This is a genomic window from Staphylococcus auricularis, assembly GCF_001500315.1.
GTDB lineage: Bacteria > Bacillota > Bacilli > Staphylococcales > Staphylococcaceae > Staphylococcus > Staphylococcus auricularis.
In genome coordinates, this window is record NZ_LLER01000020.1 from 29,756 (window position 1) to 49,871 (window position 20,116).

Genomic DNA, 20,116 nt, shown 5'->3' on the forward strand with positions numbered 1-20,116 from the left:
AAAACCTTTGAAGGGCGTCTATCACATGTTTAATATGATATGCATTTGAGCAGTTAGTTTAAAGGGTGAGTGTATGTTTTATAATTTGTTTGACTAACCGATCTTGTTAAGACTTTATAAGAGATTATTTGTTTTCTTGTTTACGACGAGTACCAAGAAGTAAAGCGCCAAGTCCTAATGCTAAAGTACCGAATACTGTAGTACCGATAACTGATCCTTCTTGACCAGTTTCAGGTAATTCTTTAGCTTCGTTGTCAGCTTTGGCAGAATCTTGTGCATTTGATGTTGCTTCGCCATTAGTGTTTTAACCATTTTCGCTTACTGCAACACCATTTTCACCGTTATTAGCACCTTCTACATTTCCGCTGTTGGTAGGAGCTTGACCATTGTTACCATTGTTGCCATCGTTTTCGTTATTGCCTGCAACTACGCCGTTACCACCTTGTTGGTCGTTACCGCCTTGTTCGTTATCACCAGGATTGTTTTGACCAGGTTTGTTTGGATCATCTGGATCTTGGCCAGGTTTGTTAGGATCATCTGGATCTTGACCAGGTTTGTTAGGATCATCTGGATCTTGAGGATAAGGTGGTTGATCATCTACTGGTGCTGTGCCTACACCCATACCGTCACCAGGATGATGTGGACCATCAATAGGATTACCAGGAGCAGGTTCACCAGGAGCAGGTGGTTCTGGAACAGGATCAGGTTCATTTTCTTTAGGAGTTAAATCTTTAGCGATTACACCATCAATGAGATTTGGATCGAATTCTGAACCTATAGCTACATCTTGACCATCATCATATAAATCTTGATTCCAACTTGAACCTTCACCTACAGTTGGACCTTCAATAGAAGGATCATAATAACCTCCACTTTCAAGTTGGTGAATTAGTTCTTCAACTGCTTTAATTTGTTCACCAAGTTCGTTTAAATCTGGAAGGCTGTTGATTTCACCTTCAACTGCTTGTAAGTCAGCAGCAAGTGCCTCTAAATCAGGTAATTGATTAATTGAATTTTGAACGTCTTGAGCATCACCGCCAAGTGCGTTTAAGTCAGGAAGTTGTTCGATTTGACCTTGAACTTGTTGTAATTGACCAGCAAGTGCTTCTAAGTCAGGAAGTTGAGCAATTTGAGCTTGAACATCTTGGATTTGTCCTGTGAGCGCATTTAAATCAGGAAGTTGGCTAATTTGTCCTTGAACATTTTGAGCTTCGCCTTGAACTTGTTCTAATTGACCACCAAATGCTTCTAAGTCAGGAAGTTGATTAATTTGTTCTTGAACAGCTTCAGCTTGGCCTTGAACGTCTTGAGCTTGACCTTGAGTAGCTTCAGCTTGTTCTTGAGTAGCTTCTAATTGGTCTTGAACTGCACCAGTTTGTGCTTCAACATCACCAAATTGATCTTGAACTGCGTTAATATCATTAGCCACTTGATCTAAATTAGGAAGATTATTAATTTGTTCTTGAGTAGCTTCAGCTTGACCTTGGACAGCTTCAGCTTGTTCTTGAGTAGATTCTAGTTGATCTTGAGCAGCAGTTGTTTGAGCTTCAGTAGCTTCGAATTGATCTTGAACTGCGTTAGCTTGATCAGCAACTTCGTCTAAGTTAGGAAGTTGATCAGCTTGAACTTGAACATCTTGAGCTTGGCCTTGAACGGCTTCAGCTTGATTTTGAACGTTTTGAGCTTGACTGTCTAAGTTTTCTTCAGCAGCTTGTGCATCGTTGTTAACACCTAAAGCAACTAATACACCTAATGAAACAGAGGCAACGCCAACGCTAAGTTTTCTAATTCCGTAGTTACGTTTAAAATTCTTATCCATAAATTAAAACCCCTCTGTTTCTTAAAATTAAAAACATCGTCCACCTATTATTAAAACGCTTTAGTAATCTTTTTGCAACAATAATTAATAAATTTTACAAAATTCATACTTTGTATTTACAAAATAGAAATAGGCCTTTTGCTATTTTTAAAAGTAAATAAAAATTTTAAATGTGTTTCTTTATAATTGTAAAAAAACAATATTGTAATACGCCTAATGACTATAATTTATATGCTTTACCAATATAAATAAAAAGTGATATTTTAAGGGCATATTTGGGGGAGATTAATAACCAAAATTGATTGTGAATAAAAAATGAGCTATATAAAATTTTAAAATTTAAATGCATATGAAAATAAAATTTTGTGACCAGTAATAAAAAACAGCCCCCTTTTTTAATGGGACTGTTTTCACCTTATTCCATGTGATTGCGGATGGTTTTCTTAGGTTTACCTTGGATAGATTCTCCGCCCGCAAGTTCTGCTTTGCCATATTTATCGGTAGCATTACCGTCAAGGTTGTAACCGTATGTACGAAGGGCAAAGACTTCGCCGCCGTTATTGATTATGGGTGAACCTGAATTTCCTGAACGGAAGAAATCTTTGGTCATCAATTCTGATTGGTTACTGGAATGTTGTAAATAGCACAGATGATATTTATAAGGTTTTGTATTATCTCCACTGAGTTTTGGATAACCCACAGAATAAAGTTTGTTTCTATATTTTAAGTTTTTGATTTTTTTATCACTTGCTAATTTAAGTGGTTTGGCGTTTGCTTTTTTACGCATGTTTTCTTTTGTATTTACCACTGCGATGTCATAAGAAGGGACTTTAGTAATTTTAGTGGCTTGAAATTCATATGGGATTTTTTTACCGTCACGTTTCAATTGGAGTTTGACGTGTTTGGGTTTGGTTTTCTTCTCACTACTATCTTCTACAACATGACTGTTGGTTAGGAAGGTGTGATCATCTATCATAAAGCCAGTACCCATACTGTCTTTACCTTTACCTTTCCAACCGTCGCGATTGCTTACACGACCCACTGCGCAATAGTTTGTCTTTTTATTATATTTAAAGCGTTCCATTGAGATGTTATTATTACTTATTTTACGCGCTTTTTCATAACCTGTGCTTTGGCTCGGTTCGTGCATACCATTGTAATAGTGGCTACCGACTGCTTGTGCTTCATTGTGGTACTGCTAATCCTGTAGCAAGGATACCTGCAGATAAAGTAACACATGTCATCCTTTTTAATGTTTTCAACATCCTTTCTTATTTCGTATACCTATTTCCGTGTCCCCTATACCAATATATATTAAAAAGTCTTTTAAAATTGAGTATGTAGTATCAATGTATTTTAATATAAATAAAAGAAATAACAAAATTAGGTTATCATAATAATATATGTCTTATAATTTAGTTCGACACGTTTCATTTATAAAAATGAGCGCACAGATAATTTTTTCTTTTATATATAAAGGAAAGTTTTAAAGGTTCACTAATATATGCATAAAAAAAGACAGCACTGCGTGTGCAATGCTGTCTCCATTATTGTCTCATTATTGTTCATTTTCGGCTTGTTCGTTACCACCATCGTTGTTACTATCATCGCTGCTGTTGTCATCACTGTCTGAGTCGCTTTCACTATCGTTGTCGCTGTCTTTATCTTTGGTTTGTTTTTCTGGTGTGTAATCGACACCTTCAGAGTATTCGTTTGATGCATCCCAAAGTAGGAATTCATCGATACCATGATTTTTCAGTGCTTGGATTTGATCTTGAACTTCTTGTGCGTTGTATTCTTTGTATTGACCTTCGCCTAAGTAAGAAGCTGTGAAGTCTTGTAACCAAGGACGTGATTTCGGTTTGTTTTTACCTAAATCATCTAATAGGTCTGTTTCTTTATCTAAATAGTTGTCGACTGTTTTGTATGGTTCTAAGTCTGGTGCATCAAGACCAAAGTCACCTGGGCTCCAGTGTGATGGATAAATCATAGATGAAATCGCATCTACGTTTTTAGCAATTTTGTTGAAGCTTTGACCAATACCTGGTGTTTCTTCAACTGTAGCTGCATAACCGAAGACGTCAGCCGATGTTTGGACATTGTATTTATCTAATTTTTTATTAGCTTGTTCTAAGAATTTAGTAATAGTGTCCACACGTTGATCCGTACTACTCATATCACTATTTTCGTATTTTCCTTTAGAATATTGTAATTCTGAGTCTTGATTTTCAAAACCTTCAGGGAAACGCACATAGTCGAATTGAATATCTTTAAATCCGGCTTTTGCGGCTGCTTCTGCCACATTCATATCATAGTCCCATACTTTTTCTTCAAATGGGTTTAAGAAGCTGTCCCCGCCATCACTTTGCCAAACTTCGCCGTTTTGATCTTTAAATGACCATTCTGGTTTTTCTTCAGATAATTTACTGTCTTTGAATGTTACGACACGAGCAATAGGGTAGATGTCATTTTTTTCCATTTCTTTAATGAGTTTTTTCGCATCGATGGTTTCTACCGTATTTTTCTGAATGAGTTTGTCATCTGTGTGGAAATCAATCGTGATGTTCCCTTCGTCATCTTTAACGTCGATGACCATTGCGTTAAGTTCTGTGTCGTTAATAAAATCTATGAGTTCATCGAAATTGTCGCCAGTCACATTACCAGGCGCAACGTAAATCCCTTTAACGCCATCTTTAGGGTAAGAAATATTACTATACTGTTTGTCTTTATCTTTTTCTTGGTCTTGTTTATCTGATTGTTGAGATGTTGAATTTTTACTATCTTCATCCTTATCTGAGGCATCGTCAGATTGATTGCCGCAACCAGCAAGGACGAGCGAACCGATAAGTAAGGTAGATAAGAGTGGTTTGAACTTCATATATATGCCTCCAAAATATAACGTGATATTGCGTTGAAAAATGCTGAAAAATATAGAAAATATTGTAAAATATGTATTATTTACAGTTTATAGAAGATACTACCTATAGTCAACGAAAGTTCACAAAAGCTTATCACGTTAATTAGCTATATTTATAATAAAAATCACACCGCTTATTTATACAACAAAACAGTAAATAACTATTAAATATAGTTACTATTTAAATAATTTAACAAGGTAAAGGAAAGTGTTTGCAATTAAGTATTTTTATCTTTAAAATGAAAAATGAAAAGGGATGGGAAATTCATACCGAAGTTTGAACTACGATTATCGACTGACATCGAATGACTTCGACGAAATGTATCACATGATTTCGCTTAGCCGTCGATGTGAGACACTGTTAACCGTTTTGTTCAGACTTCTTATTTTCACTAATTAAAACATAGGGGGTTATACCATGGTCGTTCACTACACTCATGAACCAGGCATTGATTTTACTGACGCTAAGCAAAACGAATTGTTTCAAACTGAACTTGAAAACGTGGCACAGCAACTTGGTACACGCGTCCCTTTAGTCATTCAAGGCGAACACATTTATACTGATGAGACGTTTCAATCACTTAACCCAGCAGATACATCACAGACTGTTGCACATGTCTCTAAAGCAAATTTGACACATATCGAAAAAGCATTTTCAGCCGCAACGGAAGCCTTTCAAACATGGAAAACATGGTCGCATGAAGACCGTGCACAACTCTTCATTCGAGTAGCTGCACTGATTAGACGTCGTAAAAGTGAGATTGCAGCTATCATGGTTTATGAAGCAGGAAAACCGTGGGACGAAGCAGTCGGTGATGTCGCAGAAGGCATCGATTTTATCGAATATTATGCGCGTTCAATGATGGCATTAGCGAATGGCAAAGAGGTATTAGATAGAAACGGCGAACATAATAAATATTTCTATCAACCCATCGGCCCTGGGGTAACAATCCCGCCGTGGAACTTTCCATTTGCAATTATGACTGGCACCACTGTGGCACCCGTTATTGTAGGGAATACAGTGTTACTAAAACCAGCCGAAGATACGCCGCTTACCGCATTTAAATTAATCGAAATCTTAGAGGAAGCAGGTCTCCCTCAAGGGGTGATTAACTTTGTTCCTGGGGATCCTAAAGAGATTGGAGATGCGCTCGTTGATAGTAAGCATACGCGCTTTATTACTTTCACAGGTTCTCGTGCAACCGGTACACGCATCGTGGAACGCGCAGCCGTAGTTCAAGAAGGACAAGCATTCTTGAAACGCGTCATCGCAGAAATGGGTGGTAAAGATGCGATTATCGTGGATGAAAGTGCTGATACGGACCTAGCTGCTGAAGCGATTGTCACATCGGCATTTGGCTTTTCTGGTCAAAAATGTTCAGCATGTTCTCGCGCTATTGTCCATGAATCTCTGCATGATGAAGTGCTAGATAAAGTGGTCTCACTCACTGAAAATTTAACACTCGGTAATACAGTGAACAATACAGACATGGGCCCTGTGATTAATCAAAAACAATTTGATAAAATTAAACGCTATATCGAGATTGGTAAGGAAGAAGGGCAACTGGTTTATGGTGGAGGTACCGATGACTCAACCGGTTATTTTGTTGAACCTACGATCTTTTCAGAACTACAATCCAAAGACCAGTTGATGCAAGAAGAAATTTTCGGTCCTGTGGTAGGATTTATACGCGCAAAAGACTTTGATGAAATGTTACGAATTGCGAATGATACGGATTACGGTTTAACGGGAGCAGTCATTACGAATAACCGTGGTCATTGGCGCCGAGCAGAAGCAGCGTTCGATGTAGGTAATCTCTATTTAAATAGAGGCTGTACAGCAGCAGTGGTCGGTTATCATCCATTCGGTGGCTTTAAAATGTCAGGTACCGATCAAAAAACAGGTAGCCCAGATTATTTATTAAACTTCTTACATCAAAAAGTGACTTCTGAACAATTTTAATAGCGATAAAAGCATACTTTTTGAAAAGGGGTATCATAAGGCTATATGCAGGCCTTATAGAGATGATTAACAGTGGTGTAGCAAAGCTCAAACGTCTTGCTGCATCACTATTTACATATTTTATATAGAAGAGTTCATCACTGAGTGATTGGAACGTATCGTAACAGGGTAAAGGGTATTGATTCTATAATATTGAGAGGAAGATCGTTGTGAAAGCAGATAAGAAAATAGAAGAACTTTTAGAAGACTACAAAAAGCCTTTAAAAAAGGTATTTAAATACAATGAAAAAGATGCTATATCATTCGAAAAAGAAGACAGAGAAAAAGTATTAGGTAAAAACGGTGTGTTTGTTATCTTTGATGAAGAAGATGAACCGGTCTATGTTGGCCAAGCAGGGGGTTATAGCACTGGACACCGACCAACGCAAAAAGATTTATATGAAAAATTAGGTCAATTCAATTTAAAATCTGATGCAAGTACGAACAAATTTAAAAGAGCATTTGCAGAAGATAAAGGGTTAGATCCTGAAGAAGCGAAAGAAATTCGTGCGATTGACTATGAGCTCAATGTACAATTTATAAAAGTAAAAGGCAATCCAACATTTATTAATATTCTTGAATTATTAGCGCTAGAATATGCGAAATCTAAAGACATTGACCTTTATAATTTTAAATAAGACACAACTTACGCGTATGTAATGAAAATAAAATGAGATGATCTAATGCTTTATCAAACGTATTATGACGCACCTATCGGGAGATTGACGCTGACTTCAGACGGTGAAGCGTTAACGGGGCTTTACTTGCCGAATCAAACCAACGAAGATACTGAAGCTGATGCATTCGTAAACCAAGCGTCACTTCCCATATTTCAACAGTCACGCCGCTGGTTAGACCGTTATTTTGCAGGTCAAGAACCTGAAACACACTTACCAGTTAAACCCTCTGGCACCCCGTTTCAAGAACGGGTATGGCGTATCTTACAGGAAATTCCATACGGCACATTATGGACCTATGGTGAAATTGCAAAACGCATTGCTAAAGAAACAGGGAAGGACCGGATGTCAGCTCAAGCAGTAGGTGGTGCAGTCGGTCGTAATCCTATATCCATCGTCATCCCGTGTCATCGTGTGGTCGGGGCCAATGGGAATCTAACTGGTTATGGTGGCGGGATAGACAATAAAATTAAATTATTAACCTATGAACACGTGGACATGCGCGGTTTACATCAACCGCACTAATGGTCCACGTTATTTTTGTAACATTGAATTATTTGACGAGTGTGATATGCTACTTAACGTCTTATTGAATTTTTTGAGGGGGCGTTTCAATTGGCGAAACATCAACGTCAATTTTCTAATGTATTTATATATGCCATCTCTATCGTGGTTGTACTCGTGATTTTAGGGGCAGTATTTCCACAACAATTTGGCAAAGTAGCAGGCATTATTTCAACATGGATTAATGATACATTTGGTTGGTACTATATGTTACTATTTACCGTTATTTTAGCTTTCTGTGTCTTTTTACTATTGAGTCCAATCGGTAAGTTGAAATTAGGTAAACCGACAGATCAACCAGAGTTTAATACACTCTCATGGCTCGCGATGTTATTCAGTGCAGGAATGGGAATCGGGCTTGTATTCTACGGTACTGCAGAGCCGATTTCACATTATCTCGCACCACCGACTGCAGATCCACAAACGAAAGAGGCCATGGGACAAGCCTTTCGTTCAGCCTTTATGGACTTTGGTTTCCACACATGGGCCGTCTACGGGATTGTGGCATTAATCATCGCTTATTCTCAGTTCCGTAGAGGAGAAAATGGTTTAATTTCTAAAACATTGAGACCGATTTTAGGTGATCGTGTCGATGGCTTTTGGGGTGACATTGTCGATACATTATCAGTGTTTGCGACAGTTATTGGTGTCGCGGTTACGCTGGGTGTCGGCGCAATCCAAATCAACGGAGGCCTCAATTACTTATTTGGCATTCCGAACAATGCACTCGTTCAAGGAATCATTATTGCTTTAATTACCATCCTCTTCTTATACAGTGCATGGAGCGGTTTGAGTAAAGGGATTCAATACCTCAGTAACCTCAATATGGTACTTGCGATTATCTTACTGCTCGTCATCTTTATTGTTGGACCGACGTTATTAATTCTAAACATGATGAGTACGGGCACAGGTATTTATCTCAATACCTTCTTATTTGAAAGTTTAGACGTGGCACCGTTAAATGAGCAAAAATCGGATTGGTTACAACAATGGACGATCTATTCATGGGGCTGGTGGATGAGCTGGAGTCCGTTCGTCGGTATCTTCATTGCACGTATTTCTAAAGGACGCAGTATCAGAGAATTTATTATCGGCGTTTTAGGTGTACCAGTTGTCTTCAGTATTATCTGGTTTAGTACATTTGGTGCGACAGGTATTAAAACAGGACAAGCACACGAATCTATCTTTAAATTACCGCCAGAAACCCAATTGTTTGGTGTATTTGATCATCTACCATTTGGGTTCTTATTATCTATTATCGCACTTGCGCTTATCGTCAGCTTCTTCGTCACATCAGGTGACTCAGCAGCGTATGTATTAGGTATGCAAACGTCATTCGGCACATTAAATCCTTCAGGTATCGTTAAAGTTGTATGGGGCGTTGCATTTTCAGCGATTGCATACGTGCTCTTATTGGCTGGCGGCGATACAGGACTCAATGCACTGCAATCTGCAGCATTGGTTTCAGCCTTACCCTTTAGCTTTGTTGTCGCTCTGATGATGATCGCATTTTACAAAGATGCGAACCGAGAGCGTAAAGATTTAGGATTAACGATTAAACCAGATCCTAAGCGCTATCAGGAATACGTAGATCACGCTTATGATGAACAACCTCAGCAACATGAAAATAAATAACTCAATAATTGAAGCGGTCAATACTTTGATCGCAGTAAAAATCACCCCTTATCATGATTTTGATAAGGGGTGTACTTTATAGATATGAAAATATGTGCGTCCCAAGCATGTCAAACGCATAAAGAAACTTCATCGATTCGTTTACGCATGTTGAAAAAGGGATGATGTGACCCGCTGAAAAAGTGGTCAATTGTACATTATTTTCAAGTGATTTAACACTTAATTTAAGGTAGAATAATAACGAATGTCGTCTTCGATTTTATCGAGGTAGAAAATGCCTTTTTGCGCACCAGCTAAATCAGTGTCATGATCGAGTTCAAGGTTGTCAAAACGTTTGAAGAATGTTTCATATTCTTCAACAGAAACTTCACGGCGTTGATTTAACATTGTTTGATGTGCTTCAGTATCTAGCATTTCTTCAAAGCCCTCAACGACTTTAGCGCTGAAGAATTCACCCACAGAACCAGAGCCATAGCTGAAGAGGCCTAATGTGTCTCCACCTTGTAAGTGATGGTTTTCAAGGAGTGAAATTAAGCTGAGATATAGAGATCCAGTATAGACATTCCCTACATAACGGTTATAGTAAGTTGCGTTATCGTAACCTTCTGTAAGACGTTCTTTTGTTTCATCATCAATTTCATCTGTTAAAATTGAGTTTAAGGCTTTTCTACCCATTTTAGTGAAAGGTACATGGAAACATAGACTCGCAAAGTCACTGAGTGAGCGGTCATAACGTTTCGCGTATTCGTTCCAACTTTCTTGGAATGAGTGGATGTAGGCATCTTTAGAAAGCGCACCAGCCACGAGTGGATATTTATGGCCAGTTGGTCTCCAGAAATCGTAAACATCTTCAGTAAATGCGACAGAGTCATCTGCTAATTCAAGGATACGTGGTTCATGAGAGATCAACATCGCGATCGCTCCTGCGCCTTGAGTCGGTTCACCACCTGATTGAATTCCATAGCGTGCAGTATCACTAGAGATAACGAGCACTTTTTCTTTCGGTCTTGATTGAAGATAATCTTTAGCAAGGTGAATAGCAGGTGTCGCTGCATAGCAAGCTTCTTTCATTTCGAAGCAACGTGCGAACGGTTGAATACCGAGCAAGTTGTGGATTTGAACGGCTGCAGCTTTTGCAGAATCGATAGCAGATTCAGTGGCTACAATCACCATCGTGATTTGTTCTTTTTCTTCCTCAGTTAAAATATCTTTGGCAGCATTAGCGCCCATCGCTACAATATCTTGGTTAACTGGGCTGACAGCCATTTCAGTTTGGCCGATGCCAATTAAGAATTTATTTGGGTCAACATCTCTTGCTTTGGCTAATTTAGCCATGTCTACATAGAACTGTGGAACGTAAAAATTGAGTTTATCAATACCAATTGACATGATGTATCTTACCTTTCTTTTTATTAGAATAGCACCTGTATCATACCAAAATACAACGAATGTTTACAATAATTTTACAAATTACAATAAAGGAGTTTACTTTTTAATATGAATAAAATAGCAATTGTTAGCGCAAAACGTACACCGATTGGAAGATATAAAGGTAGATTGAGCAATTATTCAGCAGTTGAACTCGGTACACATGCTTTATCTGCTGCTATGGAAGCAATCAACCTCAAACCAGAAGACATTGAAAACGTCATTTTCGGTAATGTTTTACAAGCAGGAAATGGACAAAATACAGCGCGTCAAATTGGTGTCGCAGCAGGATTACCTTACACTACACCAGCCATGACGGTGAACGAAGTTTGTGGCTCTGGGTTGAAAGCAGTTATTTTAGGTCAACAACTCATCCAACTCGGCCAAGCGAAAGTCGTTGCAGTCGGAGGCACAGAAAGTATGACGAATGCGCCTCAATTATTGCTTGATGATAAAGAAACACCCGTGGATAGTCATATGCATGATGGTTTAATGGACGCCTTTAGACAAGAACCCATGGGTGTGACAGCGGAAATGGTCGCTGAAAAATACAGCATTACACGTGAAGCACAAGATGAATTTGCGAACGCCTCTCAACACAAAGCGCATGAAGCAACAGAAGCAGGCAAATTCACCAATGAAATTGTGCCATTAGAAGATGTGAATGGAGAATTAATGAATACGGATGAAGGGATACGTGCTAATAGTAATGTTGAAAAATTAGGCACATTAAAAACCATCTTCAAAGAAAATGGTACCGTGACAGGCGGTAACGCGTCAGGTATCAACGACGGCGCTTCAGCAGTGATTTTAATGGAATTAGATTATGCGAAAGCCCAAGGTTATGACATCTTAGGTGTGCTTGGTGAATACGCAGAAGTGGGCTGTGAACCTGATTATATGGGTTATGCGCCATATTACGCTGTAAGCCAACTATTGGATAAAACCAATCAACAGTTATCAGATATAGATGTTATCGAAATGACTGAAGCATTTGCAGCTCAAAGTTTAGCAGTGAAAAATAATTTGAGTATTCCAGATGATAAATTAAATCTATATGGTGGCGCGATTGCACTCGGTCACCCTATCGGCGCAAGTGGTGCACGTCTTGTTACCACATTGGTTAACATCTTGAACCAAGAGCAACAACAGTCTGGTATTGCGACTTGTTGTATCGGCGGTGGTTTAGGTCTCGCATTACACGTTAAGAAAGGGGAATAATCCATGCAATCATTAGATAAATCATTTCGACATCTTCCACGACGAGAGAAACTGGAGCAACTGGTCTCACATGGCTGGTTATCTGAAGAGACCAAAGCCATTTTGGAAAACAATGCAATAATCGATGAGGATGTCGCAAATAGTCTGATTGAAAATGTCATCACGCAAGGTGCTTTGCCGGTTGGGTTACTACCTCAAATTACGGTTGAAGGTAAAGACTATGTCGTACCGATGATGGTTGAAGAACCTTCTGTTGTAGCAGCTGCCGGTTACGGGGCAAAATTAGTTGGTAAAACAGGCGGCTTCCACGTCGTTTCTAGTGAACGATTGATGATCGGTCAAGTTGTGTTTGACCATGTTGCGGATACAGCTGCGTTAAAACAACAACTCATAGACTTAGCTCCCCAAATTAAACAAATTGCGGATGAAGCTTATCCATCTATCATCGAACGCGGTGGCGGCTACCGTAAAATGGATGTGGATACATTTGAATCTGCACAGTTTGTTTCTTTAAAAGTGTACGTAGATACACAGGATGCCATGGGTGCGAACATGTTGAATACGATATTAGAAGGCATTGCCGCATTTTTAAGCCAAGAGTTGCCAGATAGAGAGATCCTGATGAGTATTCTATCTAATCATGCGACTGCCTCTGTAGTGAGCGTAACCGGTGAAATTGATGTGGCCGATCTAACAAAAGGGGATAAAGACGGTGAAGCAGTCGCTGCGCGTATGGCCCGTGCTTCAGACCTTGCTCAAGTCGATATCCACCGAGCTGCTACACATAATAAAGGTGTAATGAATGGGATTCATGCAGTGGTACTCGCTACAGGTAATGATACGAGAGGTACCGAAGCGAGTGCTCATGCTTATGCTAGTAAAGATGGTCATTATAAAGGGTTAGCCACATGGCATTATGATAGTGAACGTCAAAGACTTATTGGTACGATTGAAGTGCCGATGACGTTAGCTACAGTAGGCGGAGGTACGAAAGTATTACCGATGGCTAAAGCAGCGTTAGAACTCATGCATGTAGAAACAGCGAAAGAGCTAGGTGAAGTGGTCGCTGCAGTCGGCTTAGCACAAAACTTCGCTGCATGTCGTGCGCTTGTGTCTGAAGGTATTCAACAAGGCCATATGAGTTTACAATATAAATCCCTTGCCATTGTTGTGGGTGCGCAAGGTGATGAAATTGCACAAGTAGCGAATGCGTTGAAACAAGAACCACGTGCTAATACAGCCGCAGCTAAGCGTATTCTAGAAGGGTTACGTAACTAACTACTTTATATAAGATGGTGTCTGTGAGTTGTAAAAGACAGACCGGTACACATTTCATTATAAAACCAATATGAAAGAACCACCTTAATGGGGGAAGGGTAACACCATATACATGTAAGTTAGTATGGGCGTCTCTATGCACTCCCGTTAAGGTGGTTTTATTTATGTGAAATGGGTTAAGTTGCTTTAATAAATAAAGTGATGTTGTCTTGCGATAGCACGATTGAGAATACGCGTACCATAACCATATGGTCGATTATAATTATATTCTGAGACTTTGATACTTCCGTTTCTATAAACGTGTTCGACGACAGCGACATGGCCATAGCGCCCTTTAGGTGACTGCATCACTGCATGACGAGCTGGCTTTCTTCCTACGCGATAACCTGCACGCTTTGCATTGGCAGTCCAGTGTTTCGCATTGCCCCATTGATTAGAGACAGGTTTACCTAATTGCGCTCTTCGATTAAATACATACCACGCACAACTATTTTTCGAATAGTAATTCACAGCTGCATGGGAAACTTGCGTTTGTTGTAGTGTTTCATATGTAAATGTACCAGATAATAAGACTGTGGTAGCTAAGACGACACGACATAAAAATGACTTCATGAAATAAAGCTCCTCTGTTAAATCGATGGATTCATTTGATCAATAGCATCATACAGGGAAAAGGTGCAGATAACAATATTCGTCATCATTAATACAACGAAATGTAACCCATCTGAAACATTAGCGTGCAAATGTCGTCCTATTTTTATTTGGGCGTTAAAATTGTTGCAAAAACGTCCAATTTTAATATCATAAATTCAAAGATAACTAAAATTGTAAATGAAAATAATTTTAAATAAAGTTTAATAAATATGTATACAAATGATTGAAAGCGGTTACACAATTGATTAATATAAAAGAAAAAGGGGTGTTTTCATGAAAGAAGCGTAAAAGAGAAAACCAAAACGGCCACTTGGACTGAAATCCGTATTATTCACGTTGGCCATTATGATTGGAGCGATGCTTTATACCGTCGCCGTCCTTGAAAAAGAACCACATATACCACTTATGATTGGGACAGCAACAGCAATCATCGTAACGATGTATCATGGGTATCGCTTTGAGGAAGTCGAAAAAATGATGTACAAGGGGATTCGGCATGCCTTACCCGCTGTCGTCATCATTATGTTAGTCGGACTCATCATCGGCTCGTGGATTGGTAGCGGTATCGTAGCAACGATGATTTATTATGGACTTCAACTCATCGACCCACGTTACTTTCTAGTGGTCGTCATCATCCTCTGTGGCATAGTATCGTTAGCGATTGGAAGTAGTTGGTCGACGATGGCTACAGTCGGTGTTGCCTCGATGGGGATAGGGATCAGCATGGGGATGTCACCAGGCATGGTTGCAGGAGCAGTCATCTGTGGTGCGTATTTCGGGGATAAAATGAGCCCATTATCTGATACGACCAACCTCGCATCCGGTCTGACAGACGTACCGTTGTTCGAACATATTCAGCACATGCTGTATACGACGATACCAGGGTTAGTGATTGCTTTAGTTTCATTCTTCTTTATCGGTCAGAGTTATGGTAAAAACCATGTCGATACAGGAAAGATAGACAGCATATTAACTGCGATACAGGACAACTTTGTCATCACTCCGTGGCTCCTCATCGTTCCGGTGATTGTCATCGCCCTAGTTATGATGAAAGTACCTGCTGTACCTGCCATCACAGTCGGTATCATCCTCGGTTTCTTCGCTCAGATCTTTGTACAGGGGGGGACGCTCATTGAATCGATGACAGCGCTGCAAACAGGGTACAAGATTGAAACGGACAATGAACTCGTAAATGAGTTATTTAATCGTGGTGGTTTAGAATCGATGTTTTACACGATATCACTGACACTTGTAGCCATGACCTTTGGCGGTGTGCTCGAATATTCAGGTATGCTTGCTGCATTGATTAACGTCATATTGAAGTTTGCGAAAAGTACTGGTACATTAATCGCCTCTGTCATTGTTTCATGTTTCGGTACGAATGTGACATGTTCTGAACAATATATCTCAGTTATTGTTCCTTCACGTATGTATGCTTCAGCTTTTAAAGAAAAGGCGCTCCATCCTAAAAATCTGTCACGTGCTTTAGAAGATGGTGGGACACTAACGAGTGTGTTTGTACCTTGGAATACATGCGGGGTCTTTATCGCATCGACACTAGGGGTATCCGTTGCAGAGTATGCACCATTTGCGATACTTAACTATGTAGTTCCAATTATTTCCATTATCTATGGCTTTATTGGCTTTAAAATTATTAAATTGGATCAAACACCGACAGGCCCAAATACAACATTGTCTTAAAAAGCACATGGTAATAGTATGAATATTTGTAATAATGTGAAAAAATAAATGAATCTATCTAGCCTCTCATATCACAAGGCTTAATAATCAAAGGAGTAGCACAGCGATATCTATACTGTGCTACTCCTTTTGTCGTTCTATGATCTATCCAAAGGGTGAAACAGGGGCATATACGCACCCCTTCGATACATGATAGAACACAAAAAATCAAAAGAGAAACAGCCACTCGCCCAAGGACAAGCGACGTTTCCCTTTGAATTTAGAAGTGATAATAACCTACGCTTTTACCGCTGATTGGTTATATGTAGTGAATTGACTAAATAAGTCTATGGCTCGTTTAACTGTACTAACAGCTATATTTTTTCGATTGAAATATCGTGAAAATATAGCAAAATGAGTCGAGTGTCTGAGACAGATTTAGGGAAGTTGACATCATTGTTAATGTATTGAGCCAATTCACCTAAAGGTGTATCATCACCAACAAAATCTTGCATAAATTCAAAAAAAGTCACTATATCACCTCTATTTCGAGCCACTTGTATTATATCATAAAACAGCTGAATTCGCGTGTTATAAATACACTGAAACCTATTGATATAAGTGATGGGAGCGCTATCTTCTATCACGAAATTGTCTCAATTCCTGACAAATCAGGTCATAATACTCGTAGATATATGAATGAGTATTCATTTATTTTAAATATATAGAGGTGGAATTACCCCTTATATACCCCTATGATATTAATTTAATATTAAGGTGAAATTGAGATGGTTAGGTGACCTCCAAGAGCACTCATTTAACATCGGAGGGTGACATGGGTCATGATTCGTTTTATCATATAAATGAGAGATAGGTTATAGAATGAAGTTGGAGGCAAGTGACGTGGATATTAAACATATGAATTATTTTGTGGAAGTGGTAGATCAAGGCGGTATGACCAATGCATCAAAACACCTCTATATTGCCCAACCTACCATTAGTAAAGCGATTAAGGATCTCGAAGAAGAGCTCGGGATGCCGCTGTTTGATCGCAGTAAACGACAACTCTCCCTAACAGATGCAGGACAAATATTTTACCAAAAAAGTAAAGAAATCTTAGCACTTTATCATAATCTGCCGACTGAAATGAATCACATTCTCGATTTAGAAACAGGGCATATCAGTATAGGATTATCTGCGGTCATGAATATGAATAAATTCATCCAAATCTTAGGTGAATTCCATCAACAATATCCAAAGGTCACATTTAATTTTATCGAAAATGGGGGTAAGACGATCGAAGCGCAACTCGCGAATGATGAAATCGACATCGGAATCACCACCTTACCCGTAGATAAAACGATGTTTCATTCGATGCCGCTTTATCAAGAAGATTTAAGATTGATCTTGCATCAAGAACATCCCTTGGCACAAAAAGATGTTGTTAAAATGGCAGATTTAGAAGATGAGGACTTCATTTTATTCAATGAGAACTTTTACTTAAATGACAAAATTATTGAAGCGGCTAAAAATGCAGGCTTTGTGCCTAAAACCATTTCTAAGATTTCACAATGGAACTTTATCGAAAACTTATTAAATGCTCATCTTGGTGTCAGCATTTTACCAGAGAATATTATTAAGATTTTAGATCATAACTTTGCGAACGTCTATATTGATGATCCAGCGATGCGTTGGGAGCTCGGTGTCATTTGGCGCAAGGATAAATACTTAAGTCATGCGACGAGAAAGTGGATCGATTTCATGAAAGTACGTTTGTAAAACGAGAAAAAGGGCAAAGTATATAAAAAAGCACTTATCCATAGAAAAAAGTAATAGGTGCTATTAAAAATGAATATTTTTATTATAAGTGAGTGTAGCTTAGACTGAAGTATTGTAGTAAATCTATACGGATTTAAAAATGATATAGGGCTTAAAGTGTAGGTCGACAGCAATTGAGGAACGTTTCATATCAATACCAATATGCAAGTCTACGGCTGTGGCTACACAATACAATGACTACTAGTTCAAAGTGAAGGGCGTTTCACGCTAAGTAATCATATCATGGTTAAATTAATGAAAGGGGTTTTTCTGAACATGGCAAAAATTAAAGCAAATGAAGCTCTCGTTAAAGCTTTAAAAGTATGGGATATCGATCATATCTATGGCATCCCTGGTGATTCTATCGATGCTGTAGTCGATAATTTACGTACTGAAAGAGAAAGTATCGACTTCGTCCATGTGCGTCATGAAGAAGTTGCAAGTTTAACTGCAGCAAGTTATACAAAATTAACAGGTAAAATCGGTGTCGCTTTGAGTATCGGTGGCCCTGGTGTGATCCATTTACTTAACGGAATGTACGATGCACAATTAGATGGTGTACCTCAATTGATTTTAGCAGGTCAATCTAACAGTACAGCATTAGGTACAAAAGCATTCCAAGAAACAGATATTAAAAAAATGGTCGACGGTGTTGCAGTATACAGTCACCAAGTGAGTGAAGATGACAAAGATATTTTCGGTATTGTCAATGAAGCCATCCGCACTGCTTATGAGAAAAAAGGTGTTTCTGTCTTAATCTTGCCGAACAACTTATTAACACGCAAAGTGAAAGACACAACAAACACTAAAGTTGACACAGCACCACCAGCACGTGTCACTCCAAAACCACGTGACATTAAAAAAGCAACAAAACTCATTAATAAAAGTAAACGTCCCGTTGTGTTAATCGGTAAAGGTACACAACACGCTAAAGATGAAGTTCGTGAATTTATTGAAGCAGCTAAAATTCCAGCGATCTTCACTTTACCAGCGAAAGGGATCTTACCAGATTCACATCCATACAACTTAGGTAACTTAGGTAAAATTGGTACTAAACCGTCTTACCAAACAATGCAAGAAGCTGACTTACTCATCTTGCTTGGTACAAACTACCCATATGTAGACTACCTACCTAAGAAAAATATCAAAGCCATCCAAATCGATACAAATCCAGAAGTCATCGGTCATCGCTTTGACGTCAACGTAGGTATTGTAGGCGACAGCAAACTCGCACTTCAATTACTTACAGATTCAATTAACTACGTAACTGAACGTGAATTCTTAAATAAATCACTAGAACGTAAAGCGACTTGGGATGCTTGGATGAGAAAAGATAAATCAAATAACAGTAACCCAATCCGTCCAGAACGCTTAATGGATGCGATTAATAAAGCTTCTACAGATGACGCAATTTTCTCTGTAGACGTAGGTACTTCTACAGTTTGGAGTACACGTTACTTAAACCTAACAACAAGTAACAAATTCATCGTTTCTAGTTGGTTAGGAACAATGGGTTGTGCGTTACCAGGTGCACTTGCAGCAAAACGTGCTTACCCTAACCGCCAAGTTATCGGTATCGCAGGTGACGGTGCATTCCAAATGGTAATGCAAGACTTCGCAACTGCAATCCAATATGACTTACCAATGGTCATCTTCGTATTAAACAATGAACAATTATCATTCATTAAATACGAACAACAATCAGCAGGTGAATTAGAATACGCCATCGACTTTACAGATATTGACCTAGCTCAATTTGCTGAAAGCTGTGGTGGTGTAGGTTACAACCTTACAGATTCAAGCAAAATCGACGATGTGGTTGAAGATGCATTAGCTGAAAACAAACCAACTATCGTGAATGTTTACGTCGATTCAACTGCTGCACCACTACCAGGTAAAATCGTTAAAGACGAAGCTTATGGTTATGGTAAATGGGCATATCGTTCAATTACAGAAGATAAAAAATTAGACTACAACGAAATCCCACCATTAACTACAGCAGCAAAACGCTTCTTCTAATTCAGTTGAAGCCAAAAATAAGAGCTATGAGGTCATCATTTGAAGATGACTTCATAGCTCTTTTTGTATGTGAAACGGTGATATTGAATTGGCGAGGTAGCAAGCTGATTTAAAGCTGAAGTGTGGGATGTTATTTCTCTTTATAGAAAATCCCAACATAAACACCGCCGTATGCAGCTGAAAACTTCGTTTCTATAATAGTGATGTACGGATTATCTTCTAAAAAACGATTCACCTTTTTGTCTAAGCCACGAGATGTAGCCGCAGAAAATGAAATAAACTTCATGATAACACCTCCGAACACGATAAAATCAATTTAAAGATAACAATAACTGGGGACAAAGTAAAGATATTGTGACAGCATTATAATATCAAACAAAATATAAATTATAAATAGAATAAAT

At 38.8% G+C, this 20,116-nt stretch carries 15 protein-coding genes and 2 pseudogenes; 9 read left to right on the plus strand and 8 right to left on the minus strand.

What is annotated here, in order from left to right:
* Positions 1–124 precede the first annotated feature (124 nt).
* From APS80_RS11055 to APS80_RS09285, 4 genes and pseudogenes are all read right to left on the minus strand, one after another.
* A pseudogene (locus tag APS80_RS11055) lies at positions 125–241 on the minus strand (LPXTG cell wall anchor domain-containing protein); the annotation flags it as partial.
* Positions 242–304: 63 nt separating this feature from the next.
* Complete coding sequence (locus APS80_RS09275; protein WP_059107980.1) at positions 305–1,819, minus strand: YSIRK-type signal peptide-containing protein; 1,515 nt, start codon at positions 1,817–1,819, stop codon at positions 305–307.
* A gap of 415 nt (positions 1,820–2,234) precedes the next feature.
* The gene (locus APS80_RS09280; protein ID WP_059107981.1) at positions 2,235–2,969 is read right to left on the minus strand and encodes a trypsin-like serine peptidase; all 735 of its coding nucleotides are present in this window, start codon (positions 2,967–2,969) and stop codon (positions 2,235–2,237) included.
* Positions 2,970–3,377: 408 nt separating this feature from the next.
* Positions 3,378–4,697 carry a putative glycoside hydrolase gene (locus tag APS80_RS09285; protein ID WP_059107982.1) on the minus strand — a complete coding sequence of 440 codons (1,320 nt, stop codon included), beginning with the start codon at positions 4,695–4,697 and terminating at the stop codon, positions 3,378–3,380.
* Between the two features lie 457 nt (positions 4,698–5,154).
* Between APS80_RS09285 and pruA the strand changes: the two genes are divergently transcribed.
* The 4 genes from pruA to APS80_RS09305 all read left to right on the plus strand — a co-directional run bounded on the left by pruA (position 5,155) and on the right by APS80_RS09305 (position 9,614).
* Entirely contained in the window at positions 5,155–6,699 is a 1,545-nt protein-coding gene (gene pruA / locus APS80_RS09290; protein WP_059107983.1) for an L-glutamate gamma-semialdehyde dehydrogenase, read from the plus strand.
* A 209-nt stretch (positions 6,700–6,908) separates the two neighbouring features.
* Positions 6,909–7,376 (plus strand): hypothetical protein, encoded by a 468-nt coding sequence (locus APS80_RS09295; protein WP_059107984.1) that lies wholly within the window; start codon positions 6,909–6,911, stop codon positions 7,374–7,376.
* A 45-nt stretch (positions 7,377–7,421) separates the two neighbouring features.
* Positions 7,422–7,940, plus strand: a complete 519-nt coding sequence (locus tag APS80_RS09300) for a methylated-DNA--[protein]-cysteine S-methyltransferase (protein WP_059107985.1) — start codon at positions 7,422–7,424, stop codon at positions 7,938–7,940.
* Positions 7,941–8,030: 90 nt separating this feature from the next.
* Positions 8,031–9,614 carry a BCCT family transporter gene (locus tag APS80_RS09305; RefSeq protein WP_059107986.1) on the plus strand — a complete coding sequence of 528 codons (1,584 nt, stop codon included), beginning with the start codon at positions 8,031–8,033 and terminating at the stop codon, positions 9,612–9,614.
* A gap of 219 nt (positions 9,615–9,833) precedes the next feature.
* Here APS80_RS09305 and APS80_RS09310 read toward each other — a convergent pair whose 3' ends face one another.
* Complete coding sequence (locus tag APS80_RS09310) at positions 9,834–11,003, minus strand: hydroxymethylglutaryl-CoA synthase (RefSeq protein WP_059107987.1); 1,170 nt, start codon at positions 11,001–11,003, stop codon at positions 9,834–9,836.
* Positions 11,004–11,111: 108 nt separating this feature from the next.
* On the opposite strand from APS80_RS09310, the gene APS80_RS09315 reads away from it, so the two are divergent.
* Both APS80_RS09315 and APS80_RS09320 read left to right on the plus strand, forming a co-directional pair.
* Positions 11,112–12,263: a thiolase family protein gene (locus tag APS80_RS09315; protein WP_059107988.1), complete on the plus strand. Its 1,152-nt coding sequence runs from the start codon at positions 11,112–11,114 to the stop codon at positions 12,261–12,263.
* Positions 12,264–12,266: 3 nt separating this feature from the next.
* Positions 12,267–13,541, plus strand: coding sequence for a hydroxymethylglutaryl-CoA reductase, degradative (locus APS80_RS09320; protein ID WP_059107989.1), 1,275 nt, complete (start codon positions 12,267–12,269; stop codon positions 13,539–13,541).
* Positions 13,542–13,727: 186 nt separating this feature from the next.
* On the opposite strand, the gene APS80_RS09325 is transcribed toward APS80_RS09320, so the two are convergent.
* Complete coding sequence (locus APS80_RS09325) at positions 13,728–14,153, minus strand: CHAP domain-containing protein (RefSeq protein WP_059107990.1); 426 nt, start codon at positions 14,151–14,153, stop codon at positions 13,728–13,730.
* Between the two features lie 387 nt (positions 14,154–14,540).
* Between APS80_RS09325 and nhaC the strand changes: the two genes are divergently transcribed.
* Positions 14,541–15,896, plus strand: a complete 1,356-nt coding sequence (gene nhaC, locus APS80_RS09330) for a Na+/H+ antiporter NhaC (protein WP_059107991.1) — start codon at positions 14,541–14,543, stop codon at positions 15,894–15,896.
* A gap of 276 nt (positions 15,897–16,172) precedes the next feature.
* Here nhaC and APS80_RS09335 read toward each other — a convergent pair.
* Positions 16,173–16,408, minus strand: a pseudogene (locus APS80_RS09335) (YozE family protein).
* Positions 16,409–16,778: 370 nt separating this feature from the next.
* Here APS80_RS09335 and cidR point away from each other — a divergent pair.
* Complete coding sequence (gene cidR / locus APS80_RS09340) at positions 16,779–17,654, plus strand: cidABC operon transcriptional activator CidR (protein ID WP_059107992.1); 876 nt, start codon at positions 16,779–16,781, stop codon at positions 17,652–17,654.
* Positions 17,655–17,969: 315 nt separating this feature from the next.
* Positions 17,970–19,712 carry a pyruvate oxidase gene (locus APS80_RS09345; protein WP_059107993.1) on the plus strand — a complete coding sequence of 581 codons (1,743 nt, stop codon included), beginning with the start codon at positions 17,970–17,972 and terminating at the stop codon, positions 19,710–19,712.
* Positions 19,713–19,842: 130 nt separating this feature from the next.
* Here APS80_RS09345 and APS80_RS10880 read toward each other — a convergent pair whose 3' ends face one another.
* A complete protein-coding gene (locus tag APS80_RS10880; protein WP_169791264.1) occupies positions 19,843–19,998 on the minus strand; it encodes a hypothetical protein in 156 nt (51 codons plus the stop codon).
* Positions 19,999–20,116 lie beyond the last annotated feature (118 nt).